This is a genomic window from Burkholderia crassaminum (assembly GCF_964265005.1).
Classification (GTDB): Bacteria; Pseudomonadota; Gammaproteobacteria; order Burkholderiales; family Burkholderiaceae; genus Burkholderia.
The window spans coordinates 3,575,370-3,599,335 of the sequence record NZ_OZ183799.1; the positions used below are offsets into that span (position 1 = coordinate 3,575,370).

Consider the following 23,966-nt stretch of genomic DNA (forward strand, 5'->3'; position numbering starts at 1 on the left):
AGCGCTGGCACACGACGGCATGACGCCGCTCGAACGCGAACTCGCGCTCGCATCGTTCGGCCCCGACACCGCGCCCGACGCCGCACCTGACGCACACGCACACGGCGCCGCTGCAGCGGCCGACGCCTCCGGCGCCGCGCCGCGCGCGCCACACGCGCCGCGCGCGCCGCACAACCCGCATCTCGCGCACTGGCGCTCCCACCTGAACGGGCTCGCCGCGCGCAGCCACCGTGCGCTGCCGCTGCGGCCGTGCGGGCGCCTGACGCGCGCGGCCGGCCTCGTGCTCGAGGCGATCGGGCTGCGCCTGTCGGTCGGCGCCGAATGCACGATCGAACTGCCGCCCGGCAGCACGCTGCCGCACGCGGAAGCCGAAGTCGTCGGCTTCGCCGGCGATCGCCTGTTCCTGATGCCGACCACCGACGTCGCCGGCGTCCTGCCCGGCGCACGCGTGTGGCCACGCGAAAGCGCGCCCGTCGCCGATCCGCTCGCGGGCGCGAAGCGGCTGCCGGTGGGCTGGGAGATGCTCGGGCGCGTCGTCGACGCGTCGGGCCGCCCGCTCGACGGCCTCGGCCCGCTCGCGTCGAAGGTCGACGCGCCGCTGTCGGCGCCGTCGATCAACCCGCTCGAGCGCGAACCGATCCACCATGTGCTCGACGTCGGCGTGCGCGCGATCAACGCGTTGCTCACCGTCGGCCGCGGGCAGCGGATGGGCCTGTTCGCGGGCTCCGGCGTCGGCAAGTCGGTGCTGCTCGGCACGATGGCGCGCTACACGAGCGCGGAAGTGATCGTGATCGGGCTGATCGGCGAACGCGGCCGCGAAGTGAAGGAATTCATCGAACAGATTCTCGGCGAGGACGGGCTCGCGCGCTCGGTCGTCGTCGCGGCGCCGGCCGACGTGTCGCCGCTGCTGCGGATGCAGGGCGCGGCCTACGCGACGTCGCTCGCCGAGTATTTCCGCGACCAGGGCAAGCACGTGCTGCTGCTGATGGATTCGCTGACCCGCTACGCGATGGCGCAGCGCGAGATCGCGCTGGCGATCGGCGAGCCGCCCGCGACGAAGGGCTACCCGCCGTCGGTGTTCGCGAAGTTGCCCGCGCTCGTCGAGCGCACCGGCAACGGGCCGGAGGGCGGCGGCTCGATCACCGCGTTCTACACGGTGCTGACCGAAGGCGACGACCAGCAGGACCCGATCGCCGATTCGGCGCGCGCGATCCTCGACGGCCACGTCGTGCTGTCGCGTGCGCTTGCCGAGGCCGGCCACTATCCGGCGATCGACATCGAGGCGTCGATCAGCCGCGCGATGACCGCGCTGATCGACGAAACGCATCTCGACCACGTCCGCCAGTTCAAGCAGATGCTGTCGCGCTACCAGCGCAATCGCGACCTGATCGCGGTCGGCGCGTACGCGCCCGGCCGCGACGCGCAGCTCGACCGCGCGATCGCGCTCTATCCGCGCATCGAGGCGTTCCTGCAGCAGGGCTTTCGCGAATGCGCACCTTTCGCGTCGAGCCTCGCCGGGCTCGATGCACTGTTCGACGCTTACGGAGGCTGATCCAGATGGCTCACGGCTTTCCCCTTCAGTTGCTGCTCGACCGCGCGCAGGACGACCTCGACTCGGCCGCCAGGCAGCTCGGCACCGCGCAGCGCGACCGCACCGCGGCGGCCGAGCAGCTCGACGCGCTGCTGCGCTACCGCGACGAATACCACGCGCGCTTCTCGCAATCTGCGCAGCACGGGATGCCGGCCGGCAACTGGCGCAATTTCCAGGCGTTCATCGACACCCTCGACGCCGCGATCACGCAGCAGCGCAACGTGCTCGCCGCGGCCGAAGTCCGCATCGACGAAGCACGCCCGAACTGGCAACAGAAGAAACGCACCGTCGGCTCGTTTGAAATCCTGCAGGCGCGCGGCGTCGCGCAGGAAGCGCAGCGCGACGCCCGGCGCGAACAACGCGACTCCGACGAACACGCCGCAAAGATCCTGCGCATGCGGGCCGACGCGGCCCGCTCGTCGTAACCGACCACCGCATTCGAACGAGAGAACGCCATGCCTCCCCTGCCCCTGCTCGGCGCGCTGATCGACACCGCCGGCGCCGCACTCAAGGCCGCCCGCGGCTCCGGTTCGTCCGGCACCGCCGCCGGCAACGATGCCGCGACCGCCACGAGCGCCGTGCCGTTCGCGCAGACGCTGAAGCAAAGCGTCGTCGCGCGTCGCGATTCGTCGAATGCCGGCGTGCCGGATGCTTCGACGAAACAGGCTTCGTCGAAGCCGGCCGCCGGCACGAAGCCGTCCGCGACCGATGACGACGACGCGACCGACGATACGACCACGAACGCCGCCACCAACCCCGACGCCGCCGCGCTCGCGGCAGCCGCGGCCGTGCAGGCGCAACTGCAGGCGCGCACGGACAACGCGACGCCGGCCGATCCCGCTGCTGCTGCCGCCGCTGCCGCTGCACAAAAGACGGCCGTGTCCGGCCAGCCCGATGCCACGGCCACGCTGGCGGATCACGCAGCCAAGGACGCCGGCGCGGCCGCCCAGCCGGCCACGCCGGCGTCGGTCCGCGATGCGCTGCAAACCGCGCTCGACAGGCTGACGGGCGGCTCGGGCGCGATCGCGATACCCGCGGCCGGCGCGACAGCGTCGGCGCCGGCATCGACCGCATCGACCGGCGCCACCGCGCCGCTGACACCGAAGGTGCCGACCTTCGACCGCACGCTCGCCGACGCGAAGGGTGCGCTCGGCACCCAGCAAACGCCGACGCAAGCCACCGCGCAGGCGCTGCAGGCCAACGCGAACGCGCAGTCGGGCGAGCAGCACGCACTCGCGGCCGCCAGCGAAGCGACGGATCCGGCCGCCAGCGCGACGCTCGCGGCGGGCGCCACGGCTGCGGCCGCGGCCCAGGCGAACCTGCAGCTGTCGCCGGCCGCGGGCGCGATCGCCGCCGCGAACGCGCACGTGCTCGCGCCGCACGTCGGCACCCCGGACTGGACGGACGCGCTGAGCCAGAAGGTCGTGTTCCTGTCGAATGCGCACCAGCAGAGCGCCGAACTGACGCTCAATCCGGCCGATCTCGGGCCGCTGCAGGTCGTGCTGCGCGTCGCGGACAACAACGCGCACGCGCTGTTCGTGTCGCAGCACGCGCAGGTGCGCGAAGCCGTCGAAGCCGCGCTGCCGAAGCTGCGCGAGGCCATGGAAGCGGGCGGGCTCGGGCTCGGCAGCGCGACCGTCAGCGACGGCGGCTTCGCTTCGCAGCAGCAGAACCCGCAGCAATCCTTCGCCGGCGGCCAGTCGTCGCGGCGCGGGAGCGGCGGATCGTCAGCCGTCGATGCACCGGCCGACGTTGCGCAATCCGCACCGGCCGCCGCGAGCGTGAGCCGCGCCGGCCTCGTCGATACGTTTGCCTGAGCATGGCTGCCCGAGTGCGCGCGCCGCGTTCAGCGGCCGTGCACCGCGGCAGCCGCCTCACCGCGCGGCACCCCGCCCTTGCGCGCCGCGACGATGAAGTCCGCCGCGCGCTCGCCGATCATCACCGACGGCGCATTCGTGTTCCCGCCGACCAGCGTCGGCATCACCGACGCATCCACCACGCGCAACCCTTCGACGCCGCGCACGCGCAGTTGCGGATCGACGACCGCGCGCGCGTCCGAACCCATCCGGCAGGTGCCGACCGGGTGATAGATCGTGTCGGCATGCTCGACGATCGTCTTGCGCAGCTCCGCTTCGCTCTGGTCCGCCCGCGTATACAGCTCGCGCCCGCCCTGCGACGCGAGCGGCGCCTGCGACAGAATCCTGCGCATTGCCTGCGTGCCGCGCACGAGCAGGTCGAGATCGCGCGAATCGTTGAAGAAGCGCGGATCGATCAGCGGTGCGTCGCGCGCATCGCCGCTCGCGAGCGCCACCGTGCCGCGGCTGAACGGCCGCAATGCGCACACGTGCAGCGAATAGCCGAAGCCCCAGTGCATCTTGCGATTGTGGTCGTCCACGAGCGCCGTGCAGAAATGCAGCTGCAGGTCGGGACGCTCGAGCGACGGATCGCTCTTGATGAAACCACCGGCCTCCGCGACGTTGCTCGTCATCATCCCCGTGCGGCTCGAGAAATAGCGCGCGAGCGCGGGCGTCATCTTCGCGATCCCGCGCAAGCACACGCCGACCAGCTCCGATGAATTCACGCGCGTGTTGATGATGAAGTCGATATGGTCGATCAGGTTCGTGCCGACATCCGGCGCATCCTGCACGACGGCGATCCCGTGCCGGCGCAGTTGCTCGGCCGGGCCGATCCCCGAGCACATCAGCAGTTGCGGCGAATTGAACGCGCCGGCCGACAGGATCACTTCCGCGCGCGCTTCGAGCGTCTCGACGCGCCCGTTGCGCGCGACCGCGACACCGGCCGCACGCTTGCCGTCGAACGTGACCCGCAGCACCGTCGCATCGGTGATCACGTGCAGGTTCGGCCGGTCGCGGCCGTAGATATACGCGCGCGCGACGCTGCAGCGCGAACCGTCGCGATGCGTGACCTGATAGAAGCCGACGCCTTCCTGCGTCGCGCCGTTGAAATCGTCGTTCAGCGGATAGCCGGCCGCATGCGCGGCCTGGATGAATCGTTCGGAGAACGGATTGCGAAAGCGCAGATCCGACACCGACAGCGGGCCGTCCGCGCCGTGCCACGCATCGGCGCCACGTTCGTTGCCTTCCGCGCGGCGGAAATACGGCAGCACGTCCTGCCAGCCCCAGCCCGTCGCGCCGAGTTGCGCCCATTCGTCGTAGTCGCCGGGGTGGCCGCGCGTGTAGATCATCGCGTTGATCGCGCTCGAGCCGCCCATCCCGCGACCGCGCGGCTGGTAACCGCGCCGCCCGCCGAGGCCCGGCTGCGGCACCGTCTCGTAGCCGTAGTTCGTGCCGAGCTTGAACGGTACCAGCGCCGCGATGCCGACCGGCATGTTGACGAGCAGGTTGCGCTCCGTATGCGAGCCGGCTTCGATCAGCGCGATCGTCGCATCGGGGCAGGCATCGGCAAGACGGCCTGCCAGGCTCGACCCGCCCGAACCGCCGCCGACGATGATGTAGTCGTATTGCATGTCACGTCTCCGTCGTGTCATGGAAGGCGCCCGGCACCGCCGCGCGACCGCGTCCCCTCTTGTTCGGGCATTGTAGGAATGGCCGTCGCGCGCGCGGCGCGCGGATTCAAGAGCGATTCCTCTAAACGCCCGCGTGAACTAAATTTAAGATGTATCGATTCGCTTTGCGCGACGCGCCGGCCACGAGAAGCCGATCCGTCGCGAAACGGGAGAGACGACGATGCAGCGCCAGGTTCTGCAGGCTGCGTGCCGACCGGGTTGCCCGGATGCGATGCGCGCAGCCCGCATTTCATTTCAAACGGCTGCCCGCGCGGAGATGCCCCGCGTCATGCGCACAGTCGATCGAAATCGAACGGCACACGTCGTCGCCGACCGTTTGGACGGTTTGTCGCCGCGGCAGCACGATGCGCTGCGGCATGATTTGACGGACCTGTCGTGCTGCGCCGCTTCGGTGCAACGGCGGGTAGTCGCGCCGCACCGTCGCGCGCCCGGCAACAATCGCATCGCGCTGCATGTCCATGCGCCGCAACACGGTTTCCGGATGCGCACACCGTCGCGTGGATGCGACGCCCGCTGCACGCTTCAACCGGTTTTCGAGCACACGTCGCATCCGGCCCCGCGCCGCGCGACACGCACCACCCCGATCCGCGTCGCCGCGCTCGCCGAGCGTGCGCGTGCGGCGTGACGGCCGGCCGACCAGCCTGGCCCAACTGGAGGAGACGACATGAAGAACGACCTGCCCGAACTGGCCCCGCAAGCACTGCCGTCGGTCGATGCACTGACGTCGCTGCTACGCGACCAGCGCGCGGCCTATCTGCGCGCGCCGTACCCGGCATGGGAAACGCGCGTGCAGCACTTGCGCGCGTTGCGCACGATGCTGATCGACCATGCGGACGCACTCGCCGAAGCGATCAGCGCCGATTTCGGCCATCGCGCGAAGCAGGAAGTGCTGCTGTCGGAAATCTGGATGGCGAAGGAAGAGATCGACGACGCGCTCAAGCACGGCAAGCGCTGGATGAAACCGATCCGCAAGCCGATGAACAAGTGGCTGCGCCCGGCGCGCGCGAAGGTGATTCCGCAGCCGCTCGGCGTGGTCGGCATCGTCGTGCCGTGGAACTACCCGGTGCTGCTCGCGGCCGGCCCGCTGATCTGCGCGCTCGCGGCCGGCAACCGCGCGATCATCAAGATGTCCGAACTGACGCCGCGTACGTCGGCGCTGTTCGAGCAGCTCATTGCGAAGACCTTCACGCGCGACCACGTCGCGGTCGTGAACGGCGATGCGGAAGTGGGCGCCGCGTTCAGCGGCTTGCCGTTCGATCATCTGCTGTTCACCGGCTCGACGCACGTCGGCCGCCACGTGATGCGCGCGGCCGCCGACAACCTCACGCCCGTCACGCTCGAACTCGGCGGCAAGTCGCCGGCAATCGTCGGGCCGAACGCGCGCTTCGATGCGGCCGTCGACGCGATCGTCGCGGGCAAGACGCTGAATGCGGGCCAGACCTGCATCGCGCCCGACTACGTGCTGCTGCCGCGCGGGATGGAAGCCGCGTTTATCGAGCGCGCGCGGGCACGGTTCGCGAAGATGTATCCGGACCTGTCGGCGAACGGCGACTACACGACGATCGTGTCGCCGCGTCACTACGCGCGCCTACAGCAACTCGCGAGCGACGCGCAGGCAGCCGGCGCACAGCTGCATCCGCTGTCCGACGCGCAATCCGATCCCGCATCGCGTCGCTTCGTGCCATGCGCGGTCACGCAAGTGCCGGCCGCGTCGCAACTGATGCAGGAGGAAATCTTCGGGCCGCTGCTGCCGCTCGTGCCATACGAGCGGCTCGACGAAGCGATCGCATACGTGAATGCGCGCCCGCGTCCGCTCGCGCTCTACCTGTTCGACGAGGACGGCGGCACGATCGACCGCGTGATGCGCGAAACGATCTCGGGCGGCGTGTCGATCAACGAAACGCTGATGCACATCGCATGCGGCAGCCTGCCGTTCGGCGGGGTCGGTGCGAGCGGCATGGGCGCGTATCACGGCTACGACGGTTTCGTCACGTTCTCGAAGATGAAACCGGTGCTCACGCAGGCACGCCTGAATGCACGCAACCTGCTCGCGCCGCCGTACGGCAAGCGCTTCGCCGCGCTGATCAAGCTGATGCTGAAGTTCTGAACGGAAAGGATCGAACGGGCCGCGCGCATCGCGCCACGGCCCGCTTCGGCATGCCGCGCGGCGCAACTGCCGCGCGTGCCGTCACACGGGCCACAGCGGCCCTTCCTGCATCGCGCCGATCTGCTCGCGCAACTCGAGCACGCGCGCTTCCCAGTAACGATGCGTGTTGAACCACGGGAACGCGGCGGGAAAGGCGGGATCGTCCCAGCGTCGCGCGAGCCATGCCGCGTAGTGAATCAGCCGCAGCGTGCGCAGCGCTTCGACGAGATGCAACTCGCGCGGCTCGAATTCGCAGAAATCCTCGTAGCCGGCCAGCAGGTCCGCCAGCGCACGCGACGCGCCTTCGCGATCGCCCGGCAGCAGCAGCCAGAGATCCTGGACCGCCGGCGCCATCCGGCTGTCGTCGAAGTCGACGAAGTGCGGGCCGGCATCGGTCCACAGCACGTTGCTCGGATGACAGTCGCCGTGCGTGCGCAGCAGGCGGATCTCGCCCGCGCGCTCGAACGCAGCCTCGACGCCTTCGAGGGCGAGCCTGACGGCCGTCTCGTAGGCCGGTCGTACGTCATCCGGAATGAAATCGCGCGCGAGCAGGTAGTCGCGCGGCTCATAGCCGAACGTTTTGATGTCGAGCACGGGACGCGCGACATACGGCTCGGTCGCGCCGACCGCATGGATCCGGCCGATGAAGCGGCCGAGCCATTCGAGCGTGTCGCTGCGATCGAGATCGGGCGCGCGGCCGCCGCGCCGCTCGAAGATCGAGAAGCGGAAGCCGTCGAACGCGTGCAGCGTGAGGCCGTCGAATACGCGCGCAGGCACCGCCGGAATCTCGCGTGCGGCGAGCTCGGCGACGAACGCATGCTCTTCGAGAATCGCTTCGTCCGACCAGCGTGCCGGACGGTAGAACTTCGCGACGACCGGCGGGCCGTCTTCGATGCCCACCTGATACACGCGGTTTTCGTAGCTGTTGAGCGCGAGCAGGCGCCCGTCGGTGCGCAGGCCGGCCGGCATCAGCACGCTGTCGAGCGCGTCGAGCACGCACTCGGGCGTGAGTCCGGCGAACGGCGGGCTGGCGGGAGAAGCGGGAGCGGAAGTAGCGTCTGTCATGCCCCGCATTGTGCCGCCAGCCGGGCTGAAAGACGAGCGCCCGGTGCGACGTGTGCGCTTAGTGGAGCGCCGCGCCGGCCGGCAGCACGGATTCGCCGGTGTCGATCAGGTCCTCGAGAAAGAACGGCTCGGTGTTGAGTTCCTTCGACTCGCCCGGTACGCCCGCGTACCAGGTCACCATAGCCATGTCGCCCAGGACGCGCTGGACGATGCCGCGCGCGCCCTTCGGCACCGCGATATGGGTAGTGCAGACAATCGACCCGACATGCATGATGGTTCCCCACTCTTGAATCTTGAAACCCGGCTCGCTGGCGAGCCGGCAAATGCACGATCCGCGCGCTCTCGTCGGAGCGTTGCGCGTAATCCCATTGTTCACGGTTTATCGAAGCGCGAAAAGAAGAAGAAGCAGGCGAAGTGCCGCGAATTCGTCGAATGTCTCCAATCAACCACTGCACCGGACGAGCGCTTGCCGGCCCGGTTCCCCCCATCATACCCTGTCGAATGTGACCGCCCGCCGAATCCGCCTTGGCACCGCGGCGCGCACGTGAAGGAGGCCACGCGCGCATCGTGGGCCCGGTGCCGGGTCACCAGGATCTTTCGTTCGACTGCAGTGACCGAACCACGCTACCCCGTCATCGCCTTCCCCCTGCCTTGAACGCGCCCCGCACAACGACGTGCGCGCACGCACCGCCCGCCTCACCGCACGCCGCCCTTCGTCATGCGACGCCACCGACAGTGGTTGCGTCCGATGCCGGCCTTGCGGTACCTTTGACGCTCATTCGCGTTCAAGCGCATTCCGACACGATGCATCCGCTCACGTCCGCCCTTGCAAAATCCCGGCCGCAGTTCGACTCGCGGCCGCAGGCGTGCGCGCATCCGTCGGTTCTTCCTCCTCCTGTCGCACCGCCGCTCGTCGGCGCCGCGCCGCCCCCTCCGGCGGCACGCGCCGGCTGACCAGCCGGCTTCCGTTTCGTCTTTCATTCGCCCGCAGGCTTGCATTCGTGCGTCATGACGCACGGCTCGCTGCTGCGCGCGCGGATGGAACGTTCCGATCCGTTCGACAGGTGGATTCACATGGTTTCGTTCAAACGCGCGCTCACCGCGCATGGAGCGACGTCGCTCTTCGTACTGCTGTGGAGCAGCGGCGCGATCTTCGCTGAACTCGGTCTGCGTCACGCATCCGCGTTCGTCTTTCTCACCGCACGTTTCGCCCTTGCATCGCTCGTGCTGCTCGGGCTGGCGTTCGTGCGCAAACGCTGGCTGCCGCCGCGTGGCGAGCGGCGCATGGCCGCGCTGACCGGCTTGCTGATGGTGGGCGGCTATTCGATCTTCTACCTGCTCGCGCTCGAACGCGGGATCGCGCCGGGCGTACTCGCCACGATCCTCGGTGTGCAGCCGATCCTCACGCTAGCGATCGTCGAGCGGCGTTGGCAGCCCGTGCGCATCGCGGGGCTCGCGCTGTCGCTGGCCGGCCTCGCGCTCGTCGTGTGCCGCGGCGCGAGCGGTGGTACGGGCGGCCTGTCGGCTGCAGGCATCGCGTGTGCGCTCACCGCACTCGTCGCGCTGACCGCAGGCTCGTTGCTGCAAAAGCGCGTACGCGCGGCGCCCGCCGACGTGCTGCCGCTGCAGAATGCGATCGGCCTCGCGCTGTGCGTCGCGATCGTGCCGTTCCGGCCGGTGTCGTTCGAGATGAGCTGGGCATTCGTCGTACCGCTGTTGTGGCTCGGCATCGTGATTTCGGTGATCGCGCAACTGCTGTTCTATCGGTTGATGCAGCGCGGCGATCTCGTCAACGTGACGAGCCTGTTCTATCTCGTGCCCGTCGTCACCACGCTGATGGACGCCGTGTGGCTCGGCAACCGGCCGGAACCGCTCGCGCTCGCCGGCATGGGGGCGATCATCGCAGGGCTCGCGCTCGTGTTCCGGGCGTCGGCCACCCGCGCGCAACCCGAGCGCGCGTAAGTGGACGGGCCGCCGCGCCTGCGGGTGCGGCGGCCCGCATCGACACATACGACCATTCCGCGAAAATCGAAAGGAACAGGAAAGATGTGTGCAAGGCGTTCGTTGAACTTGCGGGAAAAATGCGTGATTCGCCGGGCTTTCCGCTGATTTTTAATGGTTCGGATAGCGAAAAGCGCTGCCGGTTGCCTATACTCGAATTGACCGCCCCGCTCGCAAATGGGTCGGACCCACACTAGAAACACCCGGCATGGGGCCGGAGTAAGTGCTAAAGCGCCAACTCAGGCCGAGATCCCACAGGGATGGGGCCGGAGTAAGCGCTAAAGCGCAAACTCCGACCGACGTCCCACAAGGGGATGGGGCCGAAGTAAGCGCTGAAGCGCTAACTCCGGCCGACACTGGAGACACGCATGACGACCTATTTCACGATCGGCGACTTCATCCTGTTGATTCCGATGGCGCTGGCCGGAGCGCTATTTCTCGGCGCGGTACCGTGCGCAACCGAATTCCGTCACAACCTGCTGCGCGTGCTCGGCGTCATCCTCGGCGTCGGCGTCGCGGTGTTGCTCGTTGAAGGGCTGCCTGCGCTGATCTAGCGCGACTCTCGGCGTATCACGCGCATCGCTGCACCGCAGCGATGCGATGTGCTGCCCGCTAGCCCGCGATACGGCACGCGATGTTGTTTCGCATGCCGTATCGACTTCCGGTCAGATCGCCTGATCGGTGGACGGCTTTTCCCACAGATTGATGCCACCTTCGGTCGCGTAACGATCGATCTCCGCGAGTTCCTCCGCCGAGAATTCGAGGTTCTTCAACGCGCCGACGTTTTCGCGTACCTGCTCCGCACGGCTCGCGCCGATCAGCGCGGACGTCACGCGGCCGTTGCGCAGCACCCATGCGAGCGCCATCTGCGCAAGGCTCTGCCCGCGCCGTTCGGCGATCGCGTTGAGCTTGCGCACATGGTCGAGGTTGTCCGCGCTCAGGTGATCCTGCTTCAGCGAGCCGCCGCCCGGCTTGTTCACACGCGCATCGGCCGGCACGCCGTTCAGGTACTTCGACGTGAGCAGCCCCTGCGCGAGCGGCGTGAACGCAATGCTGCCGGTGCCGATCTCGTCGAGCGTACCGAGCAGTTCGGTTTCGACCCAGCGATTCAGCAGGTTGTACGACGGCTGGTGGATCAGCAGCGGCACCTTGTACTGCGCGAGCAGCTCGGCCATCTCGCGCGTCTTCGCTGCCGAATACGACGAAATGCCGATATAGAGCGCCTTGCCCTGCTGCACGGCCGACGCGAGCGCGCCCGCCGTTTCCTCGAGCGGCGTGTGCGCGTCGAAGCGGTGCGAATAGAAGATGTCGACGTAGTCGAGCCCCATCCGCTGCAGGCTCTGGTCGAGGCTCGCGAGCACGTACTTGCGCGACCCGCCGCCGCTGCCGTACGGCCCCGGCCACATGTCCCAGCCGGCCTTCGTCGAGATCAGCAACTCGTCGCGGTACGGCCGGAAATCCTCCTTCAGCAGCCGGCCGAAGTTGGTTTCGGCGCTGCCGTACGGCGGCCCGTAGTTGTTCGCGAGATCGAAGTGGTTGATGCCGAGGTCGAACGCGGTGCGCAAGATGTCGCGCTGCGTCGAGATCGGCGTCGAGTCGCCGAAGTTGTGCCACAGGCCGAGCGACAGTGCGGGCAGTTTGAGCCCGGATCGGCCGCAGGTGCGGTATTGCATGTCGGCATAACGTTCGGAAGCTGCTTCGTAGGCCATGAGTCTGTTCCGTCAGGACATCGGGGAAGGGACGCGCCTGCCGCGCACACGGCGCGGCGACGGCGAAGGAGTCATACGACGACTATGGTAACGAAAGCGGCCGGCGCGCGCACGGCGGGCAAGGCGATGGACGCGGGCGCGGTCGTCCCCTACACTGCGGCGTCTCGAATCACCGTTTCAGCGAGGTAGGTATGTCCCGGGTCATCTCGGTTGCGCTGCTCGTCGGCGGCGTCGTGCTGCTGTATTTCGGCGGCCAGTCGTTCCATTCGATCAACGACAACGTGTCGCGCTTCTTCACCGGTTCGCCCGCGACGAAGACGATCCTGCTGATCGCGGGCGGTGCCGTCGCATCGTTCGTCGGCCTGATCGGCCTCGCGATGCCGGGCGGCAAGCGCTGATCGCGCAGCCGCGCGCTGCACGTACGGCCCGATCGGGCCGCGCCAAACGAAACGGGCGGCCAGGCCGCCCGTTGCTTCAAACGCCCGCGATGCACCGCATCGCGTGACCGCGGCGGTATCACCGCCCATTCGATCTGAACCTAGAACTGCACTTCCGATTTTGCCGCCGAGCGGGTGCCGGGCAGCGGCCGGTTGCTCGCGCCGTGATACGTGTACACGAGCGAGAACTTCACCTGGTCCGATCGATTCTGCCCGGCCGAATGCAGCGTGTTGCTGTGGAAGAACACGACGTCGCCCGTCTGCAGCGACGGGCACGTGGCCGCATCGATCATCTTCCTGTTCGCCGGCAGGTCGCTGCGGAAGAACTTCGCATCGTCGAACGCTTCAGGCCCGAATTCGGCCGTATGCGACCCCGGCACGAGCCACAGTGCGCCGTTCTCGTTCGTTTCCGGCCCGAGCGCGAGCCACACCGACACCATGTCCGGGCGCTCGAACGACCAGTAGCGGAAATCGCGATGCCAGCCGGTCAGGCTGCCGTACGCGGGATGCTTCGTCATCATGCAGTTGTGATGCGCGCGCGACAGCACGGGTTCTTCGCCGAAATACTCGCGCATCCACGCACCGATTTCGGGTGCGATCGCGCGCTCGGCGAACGCCGGATCGCGCGAGTACGCATCGAGCAGCCGCCGCACCGTATGCCCGCCCGGCGCATGCTTGGATTCGGGCGCGCCCGGGTAGCGCAGATCCGCCTCGAACTCGATCGGCTCGGCCGCCTCCCGCAACTGGCGCTCCGCGATCTGCCTGAGCGCCGCGCACTGCTCGCCGCCGACGAGGCCACGCGCGACGACGAAGCCGCGCTCACGCAATTCCGCGACTTGCTCGCGGATCGATTCCGACTGCAATGGAGACGACATGGGATGCCAGACGTTTATTGTGTGAATGTGACGATTGTAAATCGGCGCCGGATGCCGCGAACAGCACCATTGTCGTGCGCAGGGGCATGCCAATCGCGGATTTGATCAGGCTCAAGGGAACTGTGCGGCGCGGCGCTGGCCTCACCGACAGGCGGTATGCGGCACACGCCTTTTGGCACAAGGGTTTATCGCGACTTTTGCCCGTCATGAATCCCCTGTAGCCTGTCGCGGCCTGTCAATTCTGGCGGGCGCGGCGCGCAACGAGTTTCGGTAGGATCCGTTGCGCCATCCGAGGCCGTTCATACCAGTGCGCTCTCAAGGGCGCCACCCATACAAGCGAAGCATCGTTCACATGCCATTCCGTCTGACTTCCCGTCTCAGCCGCGCTGCAAAGCGCGTTGTGCCGCCCGCTCCTGCCCGCCCGCTGCGCCATCACCGCGCACGCACGCAGGCGCTGGCCGAGCGTACGCCCGCACACAGCCGGCTGGACGGTATCCGTGCGTGGTTCCACGCATTTTTCTCGATGATGAGCGCGCAGGCATTCTCGCGCCGTGCCGGCCTGCGCTCGCTGCTGCAGAAACCGTCATCGCTGCGCGCGCTCGCGCTGCGCCGCACGCTCGGGCCCCAGCGCCGCGTCAACCGCCCGCGCCGCCTCGCGGCCAGCGACGGCTGGTTCGGGTTCGGCGCACGCTGAGCGCGCGCCGGCGGGCACCGCGCGCGACGATCGCCGTCGCGCCGTTGTCCGATTGCCCCGGTGATCGGAACCCATAAAAAAACCCCGGCTAGCCGGGGTTTTTCATTTCAGGCGAACGACGCTTACGCGACGCGTGCCGTCGGCTCGACGCCAGCCGCTTCAGCCAGTGCGAGCGCCTTGTCGGTCGCTTCCCACGAGAATTCCGGCTCTTCGCGGCCGAAGTGGCCGTAAGCAGCCGTCTTCTCGTAGATCGGGCGCAGCAGGTCGAGCATCTTGATGATGCCCTTCGGGCGCAGGTCGAAATGCTCGCGCACGAGCTTCGTGATCACCGCATCCGACACGCGGCCCGTGCCGAACGTGTTGACCATCACCGAGGTCGGCTCGGCGACGCCGATTGCGTACGACACCTGGATCAGCGCGCGCGACGCGAGGCCGGCGGCGACGATGTTCTTCGCGACGTAGCGGCCTGCATACGCAGCCGAACGGTCGACCTTCGACGGATCCTTGCCCGAGAATGCGCCGCCGCCGTGCGGTGCGGCACCGCCGTACGTGTCGACGATGATCTTGCGGCCGGTCAGGCCGCAGTCGCCCTGCGGGCCGCCGATCACGAACCGGCCGGTCGGGTTCACGAGGAACTTGATGTCGCCCTTGATCAGGTCGGCCGGCAGCGTCGGCTTGATGATTTCCTCGATCACGGCTTCGCGCAGCGCGGGCAGTTCGATGTCCGGTGCGTGCTGCGTCGACAGCACGACGGTGTCGATCGAATGCGGCTTGCCGTCGACGTAGCGGACCGTCACCTGCGACTTCGCGTCCGGGCGCAGCCATTGCAGGCGGCCGTCGCGGCGCAGGCTGGCCTGGCGCTCGACGAGACGGTGCGACAGATAGATCGGCAGCGGCATCAGTTCCGGCGTTTCATCGCACGCGTAACCGAACATCAGACCCTGGTCGCCCGCACCTTGATCGAGGTTGTCGTCGTGTGCACGATCGACGCCCTGGGCGATGTCCGGCGACTGCTTGTCGTACGCGACGAGCACCGCGCAACCCTTGTAGTCGATGCCGTATTCGGTGTTGTCGTAGCCGATGCGCTTGATCGTGTCGCGCGCGATCTGGATGTAGTCGATGTTGGCCGTCGTGGTGATTTCACCGGCCAGGACGACGAGACCCGTGTTGCACAGCGTTTCCGCCGCAACGCGCGAATATTTGTCCTGCTCGAGGATGGCGTCGAGGATCGCGTCCGAGATTTGGTCCGCGACTTTGTCCGGATGGCCTTCGGAGACGGATTCGGACGTGAAGAGATAATCGTTTGCCACTTTTTCAGGCTCCTGTGTGGTTACGGTTGGTTTCACGTAGCCAGCTTCGTTTGGGCCTGAAGCGGCGACGCTTTAGCGGATTACCAGGACCGGGCAGCGCGTATGACGCCAACCGGCTTCGCCCCGCAAGTTGTCAGTTAACTCGGCGAAGCCCGTATTATAGCGGCTTTCCTGAATTGTCACAGAGCGCCGCCCGTGCTGCATCTTCCGCTGTCTTACCACCCTGTTCGCAACGCGCCGGCCAGCCGGTCCCACGGAGGTTTCGCATGCTAGGTCGTCTAGGCACGCACCTCGCCATTGGCTTGCTGAAACTGCTCGCCCTGTTGCCGTACGGCCTGACCGCACGGTTCGGCGATGGTCTCGGCTGGCTGCTCTACAAGATCCCCAGCCGGCGAAAGCGCATCGTACACACCAATCTGAAACTCTGCTTCCCGGACTGGAGCGACGCGCGGCGCGAGGAAGTGGCGGGGCAGCATTTCCGCCATGCGATCCGCAGCTACGTGGAGCGCAGCTACCAGTGGTTCGCGTCGGAAGCGATCTATCGCAAGCTGTTCACGGTAGAGAGCGAGGTCGACCTCACCGATCCGGACATGCCGCCGACCCTCTTGCTCGGGTTCCATTTCGTCGGCATCGAGGCCGGCTCGATGGCGATCAATCTCGCACTCGGCCGGACGTGCGGCTCGCTCTATACGCCGATGAAGAGCCCGGAAATAGAAGCTGCGGCCAAAGCAGGCCGCAGCCGCTTCGGTGCGGAACTCGCAAGCCGGGCCGACAGCGCGCGTACCGTGCTGCGCTGGCTGCGCGACCGCAAGCCGGTGATGCTCGGCGCCGACATGGACTATGGGCTGCGCAACTCGACGTTCGTGCCCTTCTTCGGCATACCCGCCTGCACGCTGACGGCCGTGGGCCGGTTCGCCAAGACCGGCCACGCGCAGGTTCTGCCCTTTATCGGCGAAGTGCTGCCGAACTACAAGGGCTACCGGCTGAAGGTCTTCAAGCCGTGGGCCAACTACCCGACCGGCGACGACGATCTCGACGCGCGGCGGATGAACGAATTCCTCGAGGAACAGATCCCGCTGATGCCCGAGCAGTACTACTGGGTCCACAAGCGCTTCAAGACGCGCCCGCCCGGCGAGCCGAGCCTGTACTGACCCTGCCGGAAGACGTTCGCAGGCGTGCAGTCATGCGCGCGCCTGCGCTCGTGCCACCTTCGCGCGCGCCCGCCACAGATCGTGGGCCGACTGCTGCGCGAGCCACAGATCGGCCCTCCCCCCATTTTCCTCGCCGAGCCACGCTTCGAGGCGCAGCGCCATTTCCGGCGAGATGCCGGCGTGGCCATGCAGGATCCGCGACAATGCGGCACGCGTCACGCCCAGCTGCGACGCGGCTTCGGTGACGGTCAGGCCAAGCGCCGGCAGCACGTCGTCGCGCAGCGTTTCGCCCGGATGGGGCGGATTGAAGATGCGGGTCATGGCTTGAATCCCCTCGCTGGATAGCTACACGGCGTATAGCGAAACAATACGCATCTCCGGGTGGCCTCATCAATTGAACGAGTACGAAAACACCCGGAACGCCCGCGCAGGACGCCCCTGTCGGCTGCATGTATCATTTGCGGTTGAGATCAGCACGACGAACGACGACGCCCGGCATGGCGACCGGCCGTTCGCACCGTGCCGACCGCCTTGTTCGCCATGGAAATCCGGACCCAGTGAAACTCTCGTTCACCAAGATGCACGGCGCGGGCAACGACTTCGTCGTGCTCGACGGCTATTCGCGCGCGTTGCCGCCGCTCACCGAAGCGCAGGTGCGTGCGCTCGCCAACCGCCACTTCGGCATCGGCGCCGATCAGCTGCTGCTCGTCGAAAAACCGACCGTCGACGGCGCCGATTTCAAGTACCGGATCTTCAATTGCGACGGCGGCGAGGTCGAACACTGCGGCAACGGCGCGCGCTGCTTCGTGAAGTTCGTCAGCGACCGCGGCCTGACCGACAAGCGCAGCGTGCGCGTGCAGGTGATGAAGGGCCTGATCACGCTGACGATGCAGGACAACGGCGAAGTCGTCGTCGACATGGGTGCGCCCGTGTTCGCGCCGGCGCTGGTGCCGTTCGATGCAGCGGGCCTCGACGGCCGCGCCCAGGGCCGCGACACGCTGTGGCCGCTCGACGTCGGCGGTGCGACGCGCTGGATCTCGACGGTGTCGATGGGCAACCCGCACGCGGTACAGATCGTCGACGACGCCGAAGCGTATCCGGTGCTCGAAGAAGGGCCGCTGATCGAGCACCACGCGCGCTTCCCGGAGCGCGTGAACGCCGGCTTCATGCAGATCGTGTCGCGCAGCGAAGTGCAACTGCGCGTGTACGAACGCGCGGCGGGCGAGACGCTCGCGTGCGGCACCGGCGCGTGCGCGGCGGTCGCGGCCGGCATCCGGCGCGGCCTGCTCGATTCGCCCGTGACCGTGCACACGCACGGCGGCACGCTGACGATCAGCTGGGACGGCGCGCGCGACGAAGCGGCCGCACTGATGATGGCCGGGCCCGCCGCGACCGTGTTCGAAGGCGAGATCGAGCTGCACGCCTGACCCTGCAACGTCCTTGATAACTGAACGCTCCAGCCACATGAACGATCGCGAAGTCGCCGACTACCTGCTCGCCAATCCCGAATTCTTCGCGCAGCACGCCGAACTGCTCGCGACGATCCGTCTCGCGAACCCGCACGGCAAGGCCGCGATCTCGCTGCAGGAGCGGCAGATGGAGATGCTGCGCGACAAGAACAAGCATCTCGAGCGCCGGCTCGCCGAACTCGTGCGCTACGGCCACGAGAACGACAGCCTGTCTGCGAAGTTCAGCCGCTGGACCGCGCGCGTGATCGCGGAACGCGATCCGTACGCACTGCCGCGCACGATCGCCGACGGCATCGCCGACGTATTCGACGTGCCGCAGACGGCACTGCGCGTGTGGGACGTCGCCGACACCTACTCGCAGGCCGACTTCGCCCGCCAGGTCGGCGAAGAAGTGCGCCTGTTCACGAACGGCCTGTCGACGCCGTACTGCGGCGCGAACACGGGCTTCGAGGCCGCGCAGTGGCTCGCACCCGCGGTCGCCGCATCGGCCGCGAATGCGGCGGAAGGCGCGGAAGCCGCGTCGCCGGCCGGCGACGGCTCGGCCGCATCGGTCGCGCTGCTCGCGCTGCGCGCGCCGCTCGCCGGCACCGATGCGCCCGCGTTCGGCCTGCTCGTGCTGGGCTCGCCCGACCCGCGCCGCTTCCACGACGGAATGGCCACCGACTTCCTCGCGCAGATCGCGACGCTCGCGAGCGCGGCGCTCACGCGCCTGCTGCCGCACTGACCCGTCCGCACGCGATGACAGACGATCCGATCGCCGCCTACCTGTCGAACCTGAAGCACGTCAGGCAGCTGTCGGAACACACGCTGCGCGGATACACGCACGAACTCGACGAACTGAAGAAGCTCGCGAACGGCCGGCCGCTCGAAGCGCTGACGGCCGCCGACATGCGCGGCGCGGTCGCGCGCGCACATTCGGGCGGGCTGTCCGCCCGGTCGATCTCGCACCGGCTGTCCGCGTGGCGCGCGTTCTACCGCTGGCTCGCGCAGCGCATCGAGATGCCCGCGAACCCGGTCGCCGCGGTGCGCGCGCCGAAACGCCCGAAGACCTTGCCGAAGGCGCTGTCCGTCGACGATGCATCGGCACTGATGGACGCACCGCTCGCCGGCACGACCGAAGGCATCCGCGATCACGCGATCCTCGAGCTGTTCTATTCGTCGGGGCTGCGCCTCGCCGAGCTGATCGGGCTCGACGTCATGTACACGCAGGCCGACGGCTACCGCTCGGCCGGCTGGCTCGATCTCGCCGAAGCCGAAGTCACCGTGCGCGGCAAGGGCAACAAGGAGCGCAAGGTGCCGGTCGGCCGCAAGGCCATCGATGCGCTGAACGCATGGCTCGCGGTGCGCGGCGAATTCGTGAAGCACGATCCGCATCCGCTGTTCGTGTCCGTGCGCGGCAACCGGATGTCGCCGGGTGTCGTGCGCGAGCGCGTGAAGCGCGCGGCGCTTGCCGCGGGCATCCCCGCCAACGTCCATCCGCACGTCCTGCGCCACTCGTTCGCGACGCACGTGCTGCAGTCGAGCGGCGACCTGCGCGCGGTGCAGGAACTGCTCGGCCACGCGAGCGTGTCCGCCACGCAGGTCTATACGTCGCTCGACTTCCAGCACCTCGCGAAGATTTACGACAGCGCGCATCCGCGCGCGAAGAAGCGCGACTGACGCGCTTCCCGTGTTACCCGCCGCGCGCGGCGACCGGCCACGGTCGGCTTCCGTCGCGGCCCATTTCGATCTCATCATGCAAACCGTCACCCTCAAGCCGTCCAAGGAAAAATCGCTGCTGCGCCGCCATCCGTGGGTCTACGCCAATGCGATCGACCGCGTCGACGGCAAGCCCGCGCCCGGCGCGACCGTGCTCGTGCGCGCGCACGACGGCCGCTTCCTCGCGCGCGGCGCGTACAGCCCGCAGTCGCAGATCCGCGTGCGCGTGTGGAGCTTCGACGAGAACGAGCCGATCGACCACGCGTTTTTCAAGCGCCGCGTGCAGCGCGCGGTCGCGCACCGCACGACGATGGTGTCGGGCACGGGCGCGGTGCGGCTCGTGTTCGGCGAAGCCGACGGGCTGCCGGGGCTGATCGTCGACTACTACGTCGCGGACACCGCCGAAGCCGGCGCCGCGCCGCGCGGCCAGCTCGTCTGCCAGTTCATGGCCGCGGGCGTCGAAGCGTGGAAGGACGCGATCGTCGTGGCGCTCACCGGCGCGACCGGCTGCCCGAACGTCTACGAGCGCTCGGACGTGTCGATCCGCGACAAGGAAGGGCTCGAACAGACGACCGGCGTGCTGGCCGGCGATGCGCCGCCCGCGACGCTGATCTCGAACGAAAACGGCGTGCGCTATCACGTCGACGTGCCGAACGGCCACAAGACGGGCTTCTACGTCGACCAGCGCGACAACCGCGCGCTGGTCGCGCAGTACGCGGCCGACCGCGACGTGCTGAACTGTTTCTGTTACACGGGCGGCTTCTCGCTCGCGGCGCTCAAGGGCGGCGCGAAGCGTGTGGTGTCGATCGACTCGTCGGGCGATGCACTCGCGCTCGCGCAGCAGAACGTCGTCGCCAACGGCTTCGACGCCGAACGCGCGACCTGGCTCGACGCCGACGCATTCAAGACGCTGCGCCGCCTCGTCGACGAAGGCGAGCGTTTCGACCTGATCGTGCTCGATCCGCCGAAGTTCGCGCCGACCCGCGACAGCGTCGATCGCGCAGCGCGCGCGTACAAGGACATCAACCTGAGCGGCTTCAAGCTGCTGCGCCCGGGCGGCCTGCTGTTCACGTACTCGTGCTCGGGCGCGATCGACATGGACCTGTTCCAGAAGATCGTCGCGGGCGCGGCAGCGGACGCGAAGGTCGACGCGCGCATCCTGAAGCGCCTCGGCGCGGGCGTCGATCACCCGCTGCTCGCGGCATTCCCGGAAGGCGAATATCTGAAGGGCCTGCTGTTGCAAATCGTCTGATCGCCCCGATCTACGCGCGTAACCGTCCGCCGGCCGCGGCCTGGCGCCCGGCGGATTCGCGCTCTCCCCCCTGTCGTCCGGACGACGGGCGGGGGCTTGACAGGTATGTTTCAATGGATGGTTGTGCGCCCCAGCTGGCAACGCCCGGGCGCGACGCACATCCTGGTTTTGACCCCGATTCACGAACCACAGGCGATTGACATGGCCACTCCCGTCACCATCCTCACCGGCTTCCTCGGCAGCGGCAAGACGACGCTGCTCAAGCGCATCCTGAACGAACAGCACGGCATGAAGATCGCCGTGATCGAGAACGAGTTCGGCGAAGAGAACATCGATAACGAAATCCTCGTACAGGATTCGAACGAGCAGATCATCCAGATGAGCAACGGCTGCATCTGCTGCACGATCCGCGGCGATCTGGCCCGCGCGCTCGGCGATCTGGCCGCGAAGAAGCGCGAAGGCAAGCTCGACTTCGACCGCATCGTGATCGAAACCACCGGCCTCGCAAATCCGGGCCCCGTCGCGCAAACCTTCTTCATCGACAGCGAAATCGCCGACGACTTCCTGCTCGACGCGGTCATCACGCTGGTCGACGCGAAGCACGCGAACGCGCAGCTCGACGAGCACGAAGTCGTGCAGCGCCAGGTCGGCTTCGCCGATCGGCTGTTCGTCACGAAGTCGGATCTGGTCGACGACCAGACGGTGGCCGGCCTGAAGCACCGCCTGATGCACATGAACCCGAAGGCCGCGATCAAGGTCGTGAACTTCGGTGAAGCCGACATCAAGGAAATCTTCGACCTGCGCGGCTTCAACCTGAACGCGAAGCTCGAGATCGACCCCGACTTCCTCGCCGAAGACGATCACGCGCATCACCACCACGATCACGACCATGGCCATGGCCATGGCCATGGCCATGATCACGCCAATTGCGACCACGATCACGGTCAATGCGCGCACGATCACGACCACGGCCACCACCATCACCACGCGCACCACGACGACAAGATCAAGTCGTTCGTGTATCGCAACGACCGCCCGTTCGACCCGAACAAGCTGGAAGACTTCCTCGGCGGCATCCTGCAGATCTACGGCGAGCGGATGCTGCGCTACAAGGGCGTGCTGTACATGAAGGGCGTCGACCGCAAGGTCGTGTTCCAGGGCGTGCACCAGATGATGGGCAGCGACCTCGCCGCGAAGTGGCTGCCGGTCGAGAAGAAGACGAACAAGATGGTGTTCATCGGCGTCGATCTGCCGCAGGACCTGATCACCGACGGCCTCGACGCCTGCCTCGCCTGACGCGCGCGGGCAACCGCCGCACACGCCGCCGCGCGGCCGCCTCGCAGGCGGCTGCGGCGGCCGCGGAGCGGCCTTTTCGGGCAGGGTTTCGCCGTCATCGCTTTTTCGCGATTTGCGCGTTATATTTTCTAGATATTGGCGCAGCCGACGGGGATCGACCCGATACGGCGCCCGCTTGCGATTCAGTTACAATACGTGCCCGCTGGAGTACGGCAACAAACAGGCCCGGTTCTTGCTGAACCAGTTTTCCGGGCATCGCAACCGCGCCGGATCGCCAATCCGCCTCCCGGCCGCGGCCGATGCGATGTGCCGCGCAGCACACCGGTTCGCAGCGCGCGCAACTCCGCGCCAGGCCTATCCTGGTATTTGAGAACCGGTTTTCCAGAGGCTTTCGGCCCCGCGGCGGCAAATCGCAAATGATTGCAAGCGCGGTTGCGGGTAATCCCAAAGTGCAGGCAATATCTCTTGATTTGCCGCACATTGAAGAAGCAAGCAGATGACGAAGAAACTCTTGACCGAAGCCGAAATCCTGAAGATGAGCGACAAGGATTACATGAATGAGGATCAGCTCGCCTTCTTCAAAAATCGGCTCGAACAGTTGCAGGCGGACATCCTCAAGAATGCAGGCCAGACGACCGAGAACCTCCGCGAGACGGTGATCGTGCCCGATCCCGCCGATCGCGCGACGATCGAGGAAGAGCACGCGCTCGAGCTGCGTACGCGCGATCGCGAACGCAAGCTCCTCAAGAAGGTTCAGCAGTCGCTCGCCCGCATCGATTCCGGCGATTACGGCTGGTGCGAGGAAACCGGCGAGCCGATCGGCATCCCGCGACTGCTCGCGCGCCCGACGGCCACGCTGTCGCTCGAGGCGCAAGAGCGCCGCGAGCTGCGCCAGAAGCTGTTCGGCGACTGATCGAGCGGCGTTCCGCTCCGACACGCTGCTTCCCGAAAGCGCGCGGCCTGCCGCGCGCTTTCTGTTTTTCCGGCACCGGTTCCCGGGCCGGCTCCCGCTCATAACGGGCTTGCGCCGGCCCGCCGATTTGCCTCCCGCCCCTTGATATCCCGGCGCCCGCCCTAAAATGAAACGGACGCGCGCCGGGCCGCTCCCCGGCGCACTGCGATTCACGCGGCGGCGCCTCGCGCCGCCCGACTCTTCCCCGTTTTTCTCAAGGAACGCAGATGGAGCAATTTCACGGCACGACCATCGTTTCGGTCCGGCGCGGCGACAAGGTCGCGCTCGGCGGCGACGGCCAGGTAACCCTCGGCAACATCGTCATGAAGGGTGGCGCGCGGAAAGTGCGGCGGATCTACAACAATCAGGTACTGGTCGGATTCGCGGGCGGCACCGCCGATGCGTTCTCGCTGCTCGACCGCTTCGAGGCGAAGCTCGAGAAGCACCAGGGCAACCTCACCCGTGCGGCCGTCGAGCTCGCGAAGGACTGGCGCACCGACCGGATGCTGCGGCGCCTCGAGGCGATGCTGATCACGGCCGATGCGACCACCACGCTCGTGATCACCGGCAACGGCGACGTGCTCGACCCGGAAGGCGGCATCTGCGCGATCGGCTCGGGCGGCGCCTACGCGCAGGCCGCGGCCCGCGCGCTCGTCGAGAACACCGAGCTGTCGCCGCGCGAGATCGTCGAGAAGTCGCTCGGGATCGCGGGCGACATGTGCATCTACACGAACCACAACCGCATCATCGAAACGATCGAGTAAGGACCGCAC

At 67.5% G+C, this 23,966-nt stretch carries 24 protein-coding genes; 17 read left to right on the top strand and 7 right to left on the bottom strand.

From position 1 onward, the window contains the following. Positions 1–19: 19 nt before the first annotated feature. Genes fliI through ACPTTF_RS16625 form a run of 3 tightly spaced genes read left to right on the top strand, consistent with a single transcriptional unit; the run spans position 20 to position 3,408 of the window. On the top strand, positions 20–1,552 hold the full coding sequence (fliI, locus tag ACPTTF_RS16615) for a flagellar protein export ATPase FliI (protein WP_423371899.1): 1,533 nt from the start codon (positions 20–22) through the stop codon (positions 1,550–1,552). A 5-nt stretch (positions 1,553–1,557) separates the two neighbouring features. Next, positions 1,558–2,016, top strand: a complete 459-nt coding sequence (gene fliJ / locus ACPTTF_RS16620) for a flagellar export protein FliJ (protein WP_166962490.1) — start codon at positions 1,558–1,560, stop codon at positions 2,014–2,016. A gap of 30 nt (positions 2,017–2,046) precedes the next feature. After that, positions 2,047–3,408, top strand: coding sequence for a flagellar hook-length control protein FliK (locus ACPTTF_RS16625; RefSeq protein ID WP_423371778.1), 1,362 nt, complete (start codon positions 2,047–2,049; stop codon positions 3,406–3,408). Positions 3,409–3,437: 29 nt separating this feature from the next. Here ACPTTF_RS16625 and ACPTTF_RS16630 read toward each other — a convergent pair whose 3' ends face one another. Continuing rightward, positions 3,438–5,078, bottom strand: a complete 1,641-nt coding sequence (locus ACPTTF_RS16630; RefSeq protein ID WP_423371779.1) for a GMC family oxidoreductase — start codon at positions 5,076–5,078, stop codon at positions 3,438–3,440. Positions 5,079–5,298: 220 nt separating this feature from the next. Here ACPTTF_RS16630 and ACPTTF_RS16635 point away from each other — a divergent pair, with 220 nt between their 5' ends. Further along, positions 5,299–5,763 carry a hypothetical protein gene (locus ACPTTF_RS16635; protein WP_423371780.1) on the top strand — a complete coding sequence of 155 codons (465 nt, stop codon included), beginning with the start codon at positions 5,299–5,301 and terminating at the stop codon, positions 5,761–5,763. A gap of 39 nt (positions 5,764–5,802) precedes the next feature. Continuing rightward, positions 5,803–7,245 carry a coniferyl aldehyde dehydrogenase gene (locus ACPTTF_RS16640; RefSeq protein WP_059853221.1) on the top strand — a complete coding sequence of 481 codons (1,443 nt, stop codon included), beginning with the start codon at positions 5,803–5,805 and terminating at the stop codon, positions 7,243–7,245. A gap of 81 nt (positions 7,246–7,326) precedes the next feature. On the opposite strand, the gene ACPTTF_RS16645 is transcribed toward ACPTTF_RS16640, so the two are convergent. Further along, positions 7,327–8,349 (bottom strand): serine/threonine protein kinase, encoded by a 1,023-nt coding sequence (locus ACPTTF_RS16645; RefSeq protein WP_423371781.1) that lies wholly within the window; start codon positions 8,347–8,349, stop codon positions 7,327–7,329. A 58-nt stretch (positions 8,350–8,407) separates the two neighbouring features. Then, the gene (locus ACPTTF_RS16650; RefSeq protein WP_011353523.1) at positions 8,408–8,620 is read right to left on the bottom strand and encodes a hypothetical protein; all 213 of its coding nucleotides are present in this window, start codon (positions 8,618–8,620) and stop codon (positions 8,408–8,410) included. Between the two features lie 803 nt (positions 8,621–9,423). On the opposite strand from ACPTTF_RS16650, the gene ACPTTF_RS16655 reads away from it, so the two are divergent. Then, on the top strand, positions 9,424–10,311 hold the full coding sequence (locus ACPTTF_RS16655) for a DMT family transporter (RefSeq protein ID WP_423371782.1): 888 nt from the start codon (positions 9,424–9,426) through the stop codon (positions 10,309–10,311). Positions 10,312–10,718: 407 nt separating this feature from the next. Beyond that, positions 10,719–10,904, top strand: coding sequence for a hypothetical protein (locus tag ACPTTF_RS16660; RefSeq protein WP_011353526.1), 186 nt, complete (start codon positions 10,719–10,721; stop codon positions 10,902–10,904). 111 nt (positions 10,905–11,015) lie between these two features. On the opposite strand, the gene mgrA is transcribed toward ACPTTF_RS16660, so the two are convergent. Then, positions 11,016–12,059: an L-glyceraldehyde 3-phosphate reductase gene (gene mgrA, locus ACPTTF_RS16665; protein ID WP_166962472.1), complete on the bottom strand. Its 1,044-nt coding sequence runs from the start codon at positions 12,057–12,059 to the stop codon at positions 11,016–11,018. 191 nt (positions 12,060–12,250) lie between these two features. Between mgrA and ACPTTF_RS16670 the strand changes: the two genes are divergently transcribed. Continuing rightward, positions 12,251–12,457 carry a DUF3185 family protein gene (locus tag ACPTTF_RS16670; RefSeq protein ID WP_006482797.1) on the top strand — a complete coding sequence of 69 codons (207 nt, stop codon included), beginning with the start codon at positions 12,251–12,253 and terminating at the stop codon, positions 12,455–12,457. A gap of 140 nt (positions 12,458–12,597) precedes the next feature. Here ACPTTF_RS16670 and ACPTTF_RS16675 read toward each other — a convergent pair whose 3' ends face one another. Then, the gene (locus tag ACPTTF_RS16675) at positions 12,598–13,371 is read right to left on the bottom strand and encodes a phytanoyl-CoA dioxygenase family protein (protein ID WP_166962470.1); all 774 of its coding nucleotides are present in this window, start codon (positions 13,369–13,371) and stop codon (positions 12,598–12,600) included. 352 nt (positions 13,372–13,723) lie between these two features. On the opposite strand from ACPTTF_RS16675, the gene ACPTTF_RS16680 reads away from it, so the two are divergent. Next, positions 13,724–14,065, top strand: coding sequence for a hypothetical protein (locus ACPTTF_RS16680; RefSeq protein WP_166962467.1), 342 nt, complete (start codon positions 13,724–13,726; stop codon positions 14,063–14,065). Positions 14,066–14,187: 122 nt separating this feature from the next. Here ACPTTF_RS16680 and metK read toward each other — a convergent pair whose 3' ends face one another. Next, entirely contained in the window at positions 14,188–15,375 is a 1,188-nt protein-coding gene (gene metK, locus ACPTTF_RS16685) for a methionine adenosyltransferase (protein WP_166962464.1), read from the bottom strand. 266 nt (positions 15,376–15,641) lie between these two features. Between metK and ACPTTF_RS16690 the strand changes: the two genes are divergently transcribed. Next, positions 15,642–16,526 carry a lipid A biosynthesis lauroyl acyltransferase gene (locus ACPTTF_RS16690; RefSeq protein WP_423371783.1) on the top strand — a complete coding sequence of 295 codons (885 nt, stop codon included), beginning with the start codon at positions 15,642–15,644 and terminating at the stop codon, positions 16,524–16,526. Positions 16,527–16,556: 30 nt separating this feature from the next. Here ACPTTF_RS16690 and ACPTTF_RS16695 read toward each other — a convergent pair whose 3' ends face one another. Beyond that, positions 16,557–16,847, bottom strand: coding sequence for a HigA family addiction module antitoxin (locus ACPTTF_RS16695; protein WP_423371784.1), 291 nt, complete (start codon positions 16,845–16,847; stop codon positions 16,557–16,559). 236 nt (positions 16,848–17,083) lie between these two features. Between ACPTTF_RS16695 and dapF the strand changes: the two genes are divergently transcribed. The 7 genes from dapF (at position 17,084) to hslV (ending at position 23,957) form a co-directional block, all read left to right on the top strand. After that, on the top strand, positions 17,084–17,953 hold the full coding sequence (dapF, locus tag ACPTTF_RS16700) for a diaminopimelate epimerase (protein ID WP_166962455.1): 870 nt from the start codon (positions 17,084–17,086) through the stop codon (positions 17,951–17,953). Positions 17,954–17,990: 37 nt separating this feature from the next. Beyond that, positions 17,991–18,719: a DUF484 family protein gene (locus tag ACPTTF_RS16705; RefSeq protein WP_423371785.1), complete on the top strand. Its 729-nt coding sequence runs from the start codon at positions 17,991–17,993 to the stop codon at positions 18,717–18,719. Between the two features lie 14 nt (positions 18,720–18,733). Next, positions 18,734–19,654, top strand: coding sequence for a tyrosine recombinase XerC (gene xerC, locus ACPTTF_RS16710; RefSeq protein ID WP_423371786.1), 921 nt, complete (start codon positions 18,734–18,736; stop codon positions 19,652–19,654). A 76-nt stretch (positions 19,655–19,730) separates the two neighbouring features. Beyond that, on the top strand, positions 19,731–20,945 hold the full coding sequence (locus tag ACPTTF_RS16715; RefSeq protein WP_423371787.1) for a class I SAM-dependent rRNA methyltransferase: 1,215 nt from the start codon (positions 19,731–19,733) through the stop codon (positions 20,943–20,945). 105 nt (positions 20,946–21,050) lie between these two features. Further along, a complete protein-coding gene (locus tag ACPTTF_RS16720; RefSeq protein ID WP_423371788.1) occupies positions 21,051–22,241 on the top strand; it encodes a CobW family GTP-binding protein in 1,191 nt (396 codons plus the stop codon). Between the two features lie 496 nt (positions 22,242–22,737). After that, positions 22,738–23,154 carry an RNA polymerase-binding protein DksA gene (dksA, locus tag ACPTTF_RS16725; protein ID WP_006477498.1) on the top strand — a complete coding sequence of 139 codons (417 nt, stop codon included), beginning with the start codon at positions 22,738–22,740 and terminating at the stop codon, positions 23,152–23,154. A gap of 266 nt (positions 23,155–23,420) precedes the next feature. Then, on the top strand, positions 23,421–23,957 hold the full coding sequence (hslV, locus tag ACPTTF_RS16730; protein WP_006477497.1) for an ATP-dependent protease subunit HslV: 537 nt from the start codon (positions 23,421–23,423) through the stop codon (positions 23,955–23,957). Positions 23,958–23,966: the final 9 nt, after the last annotated feature.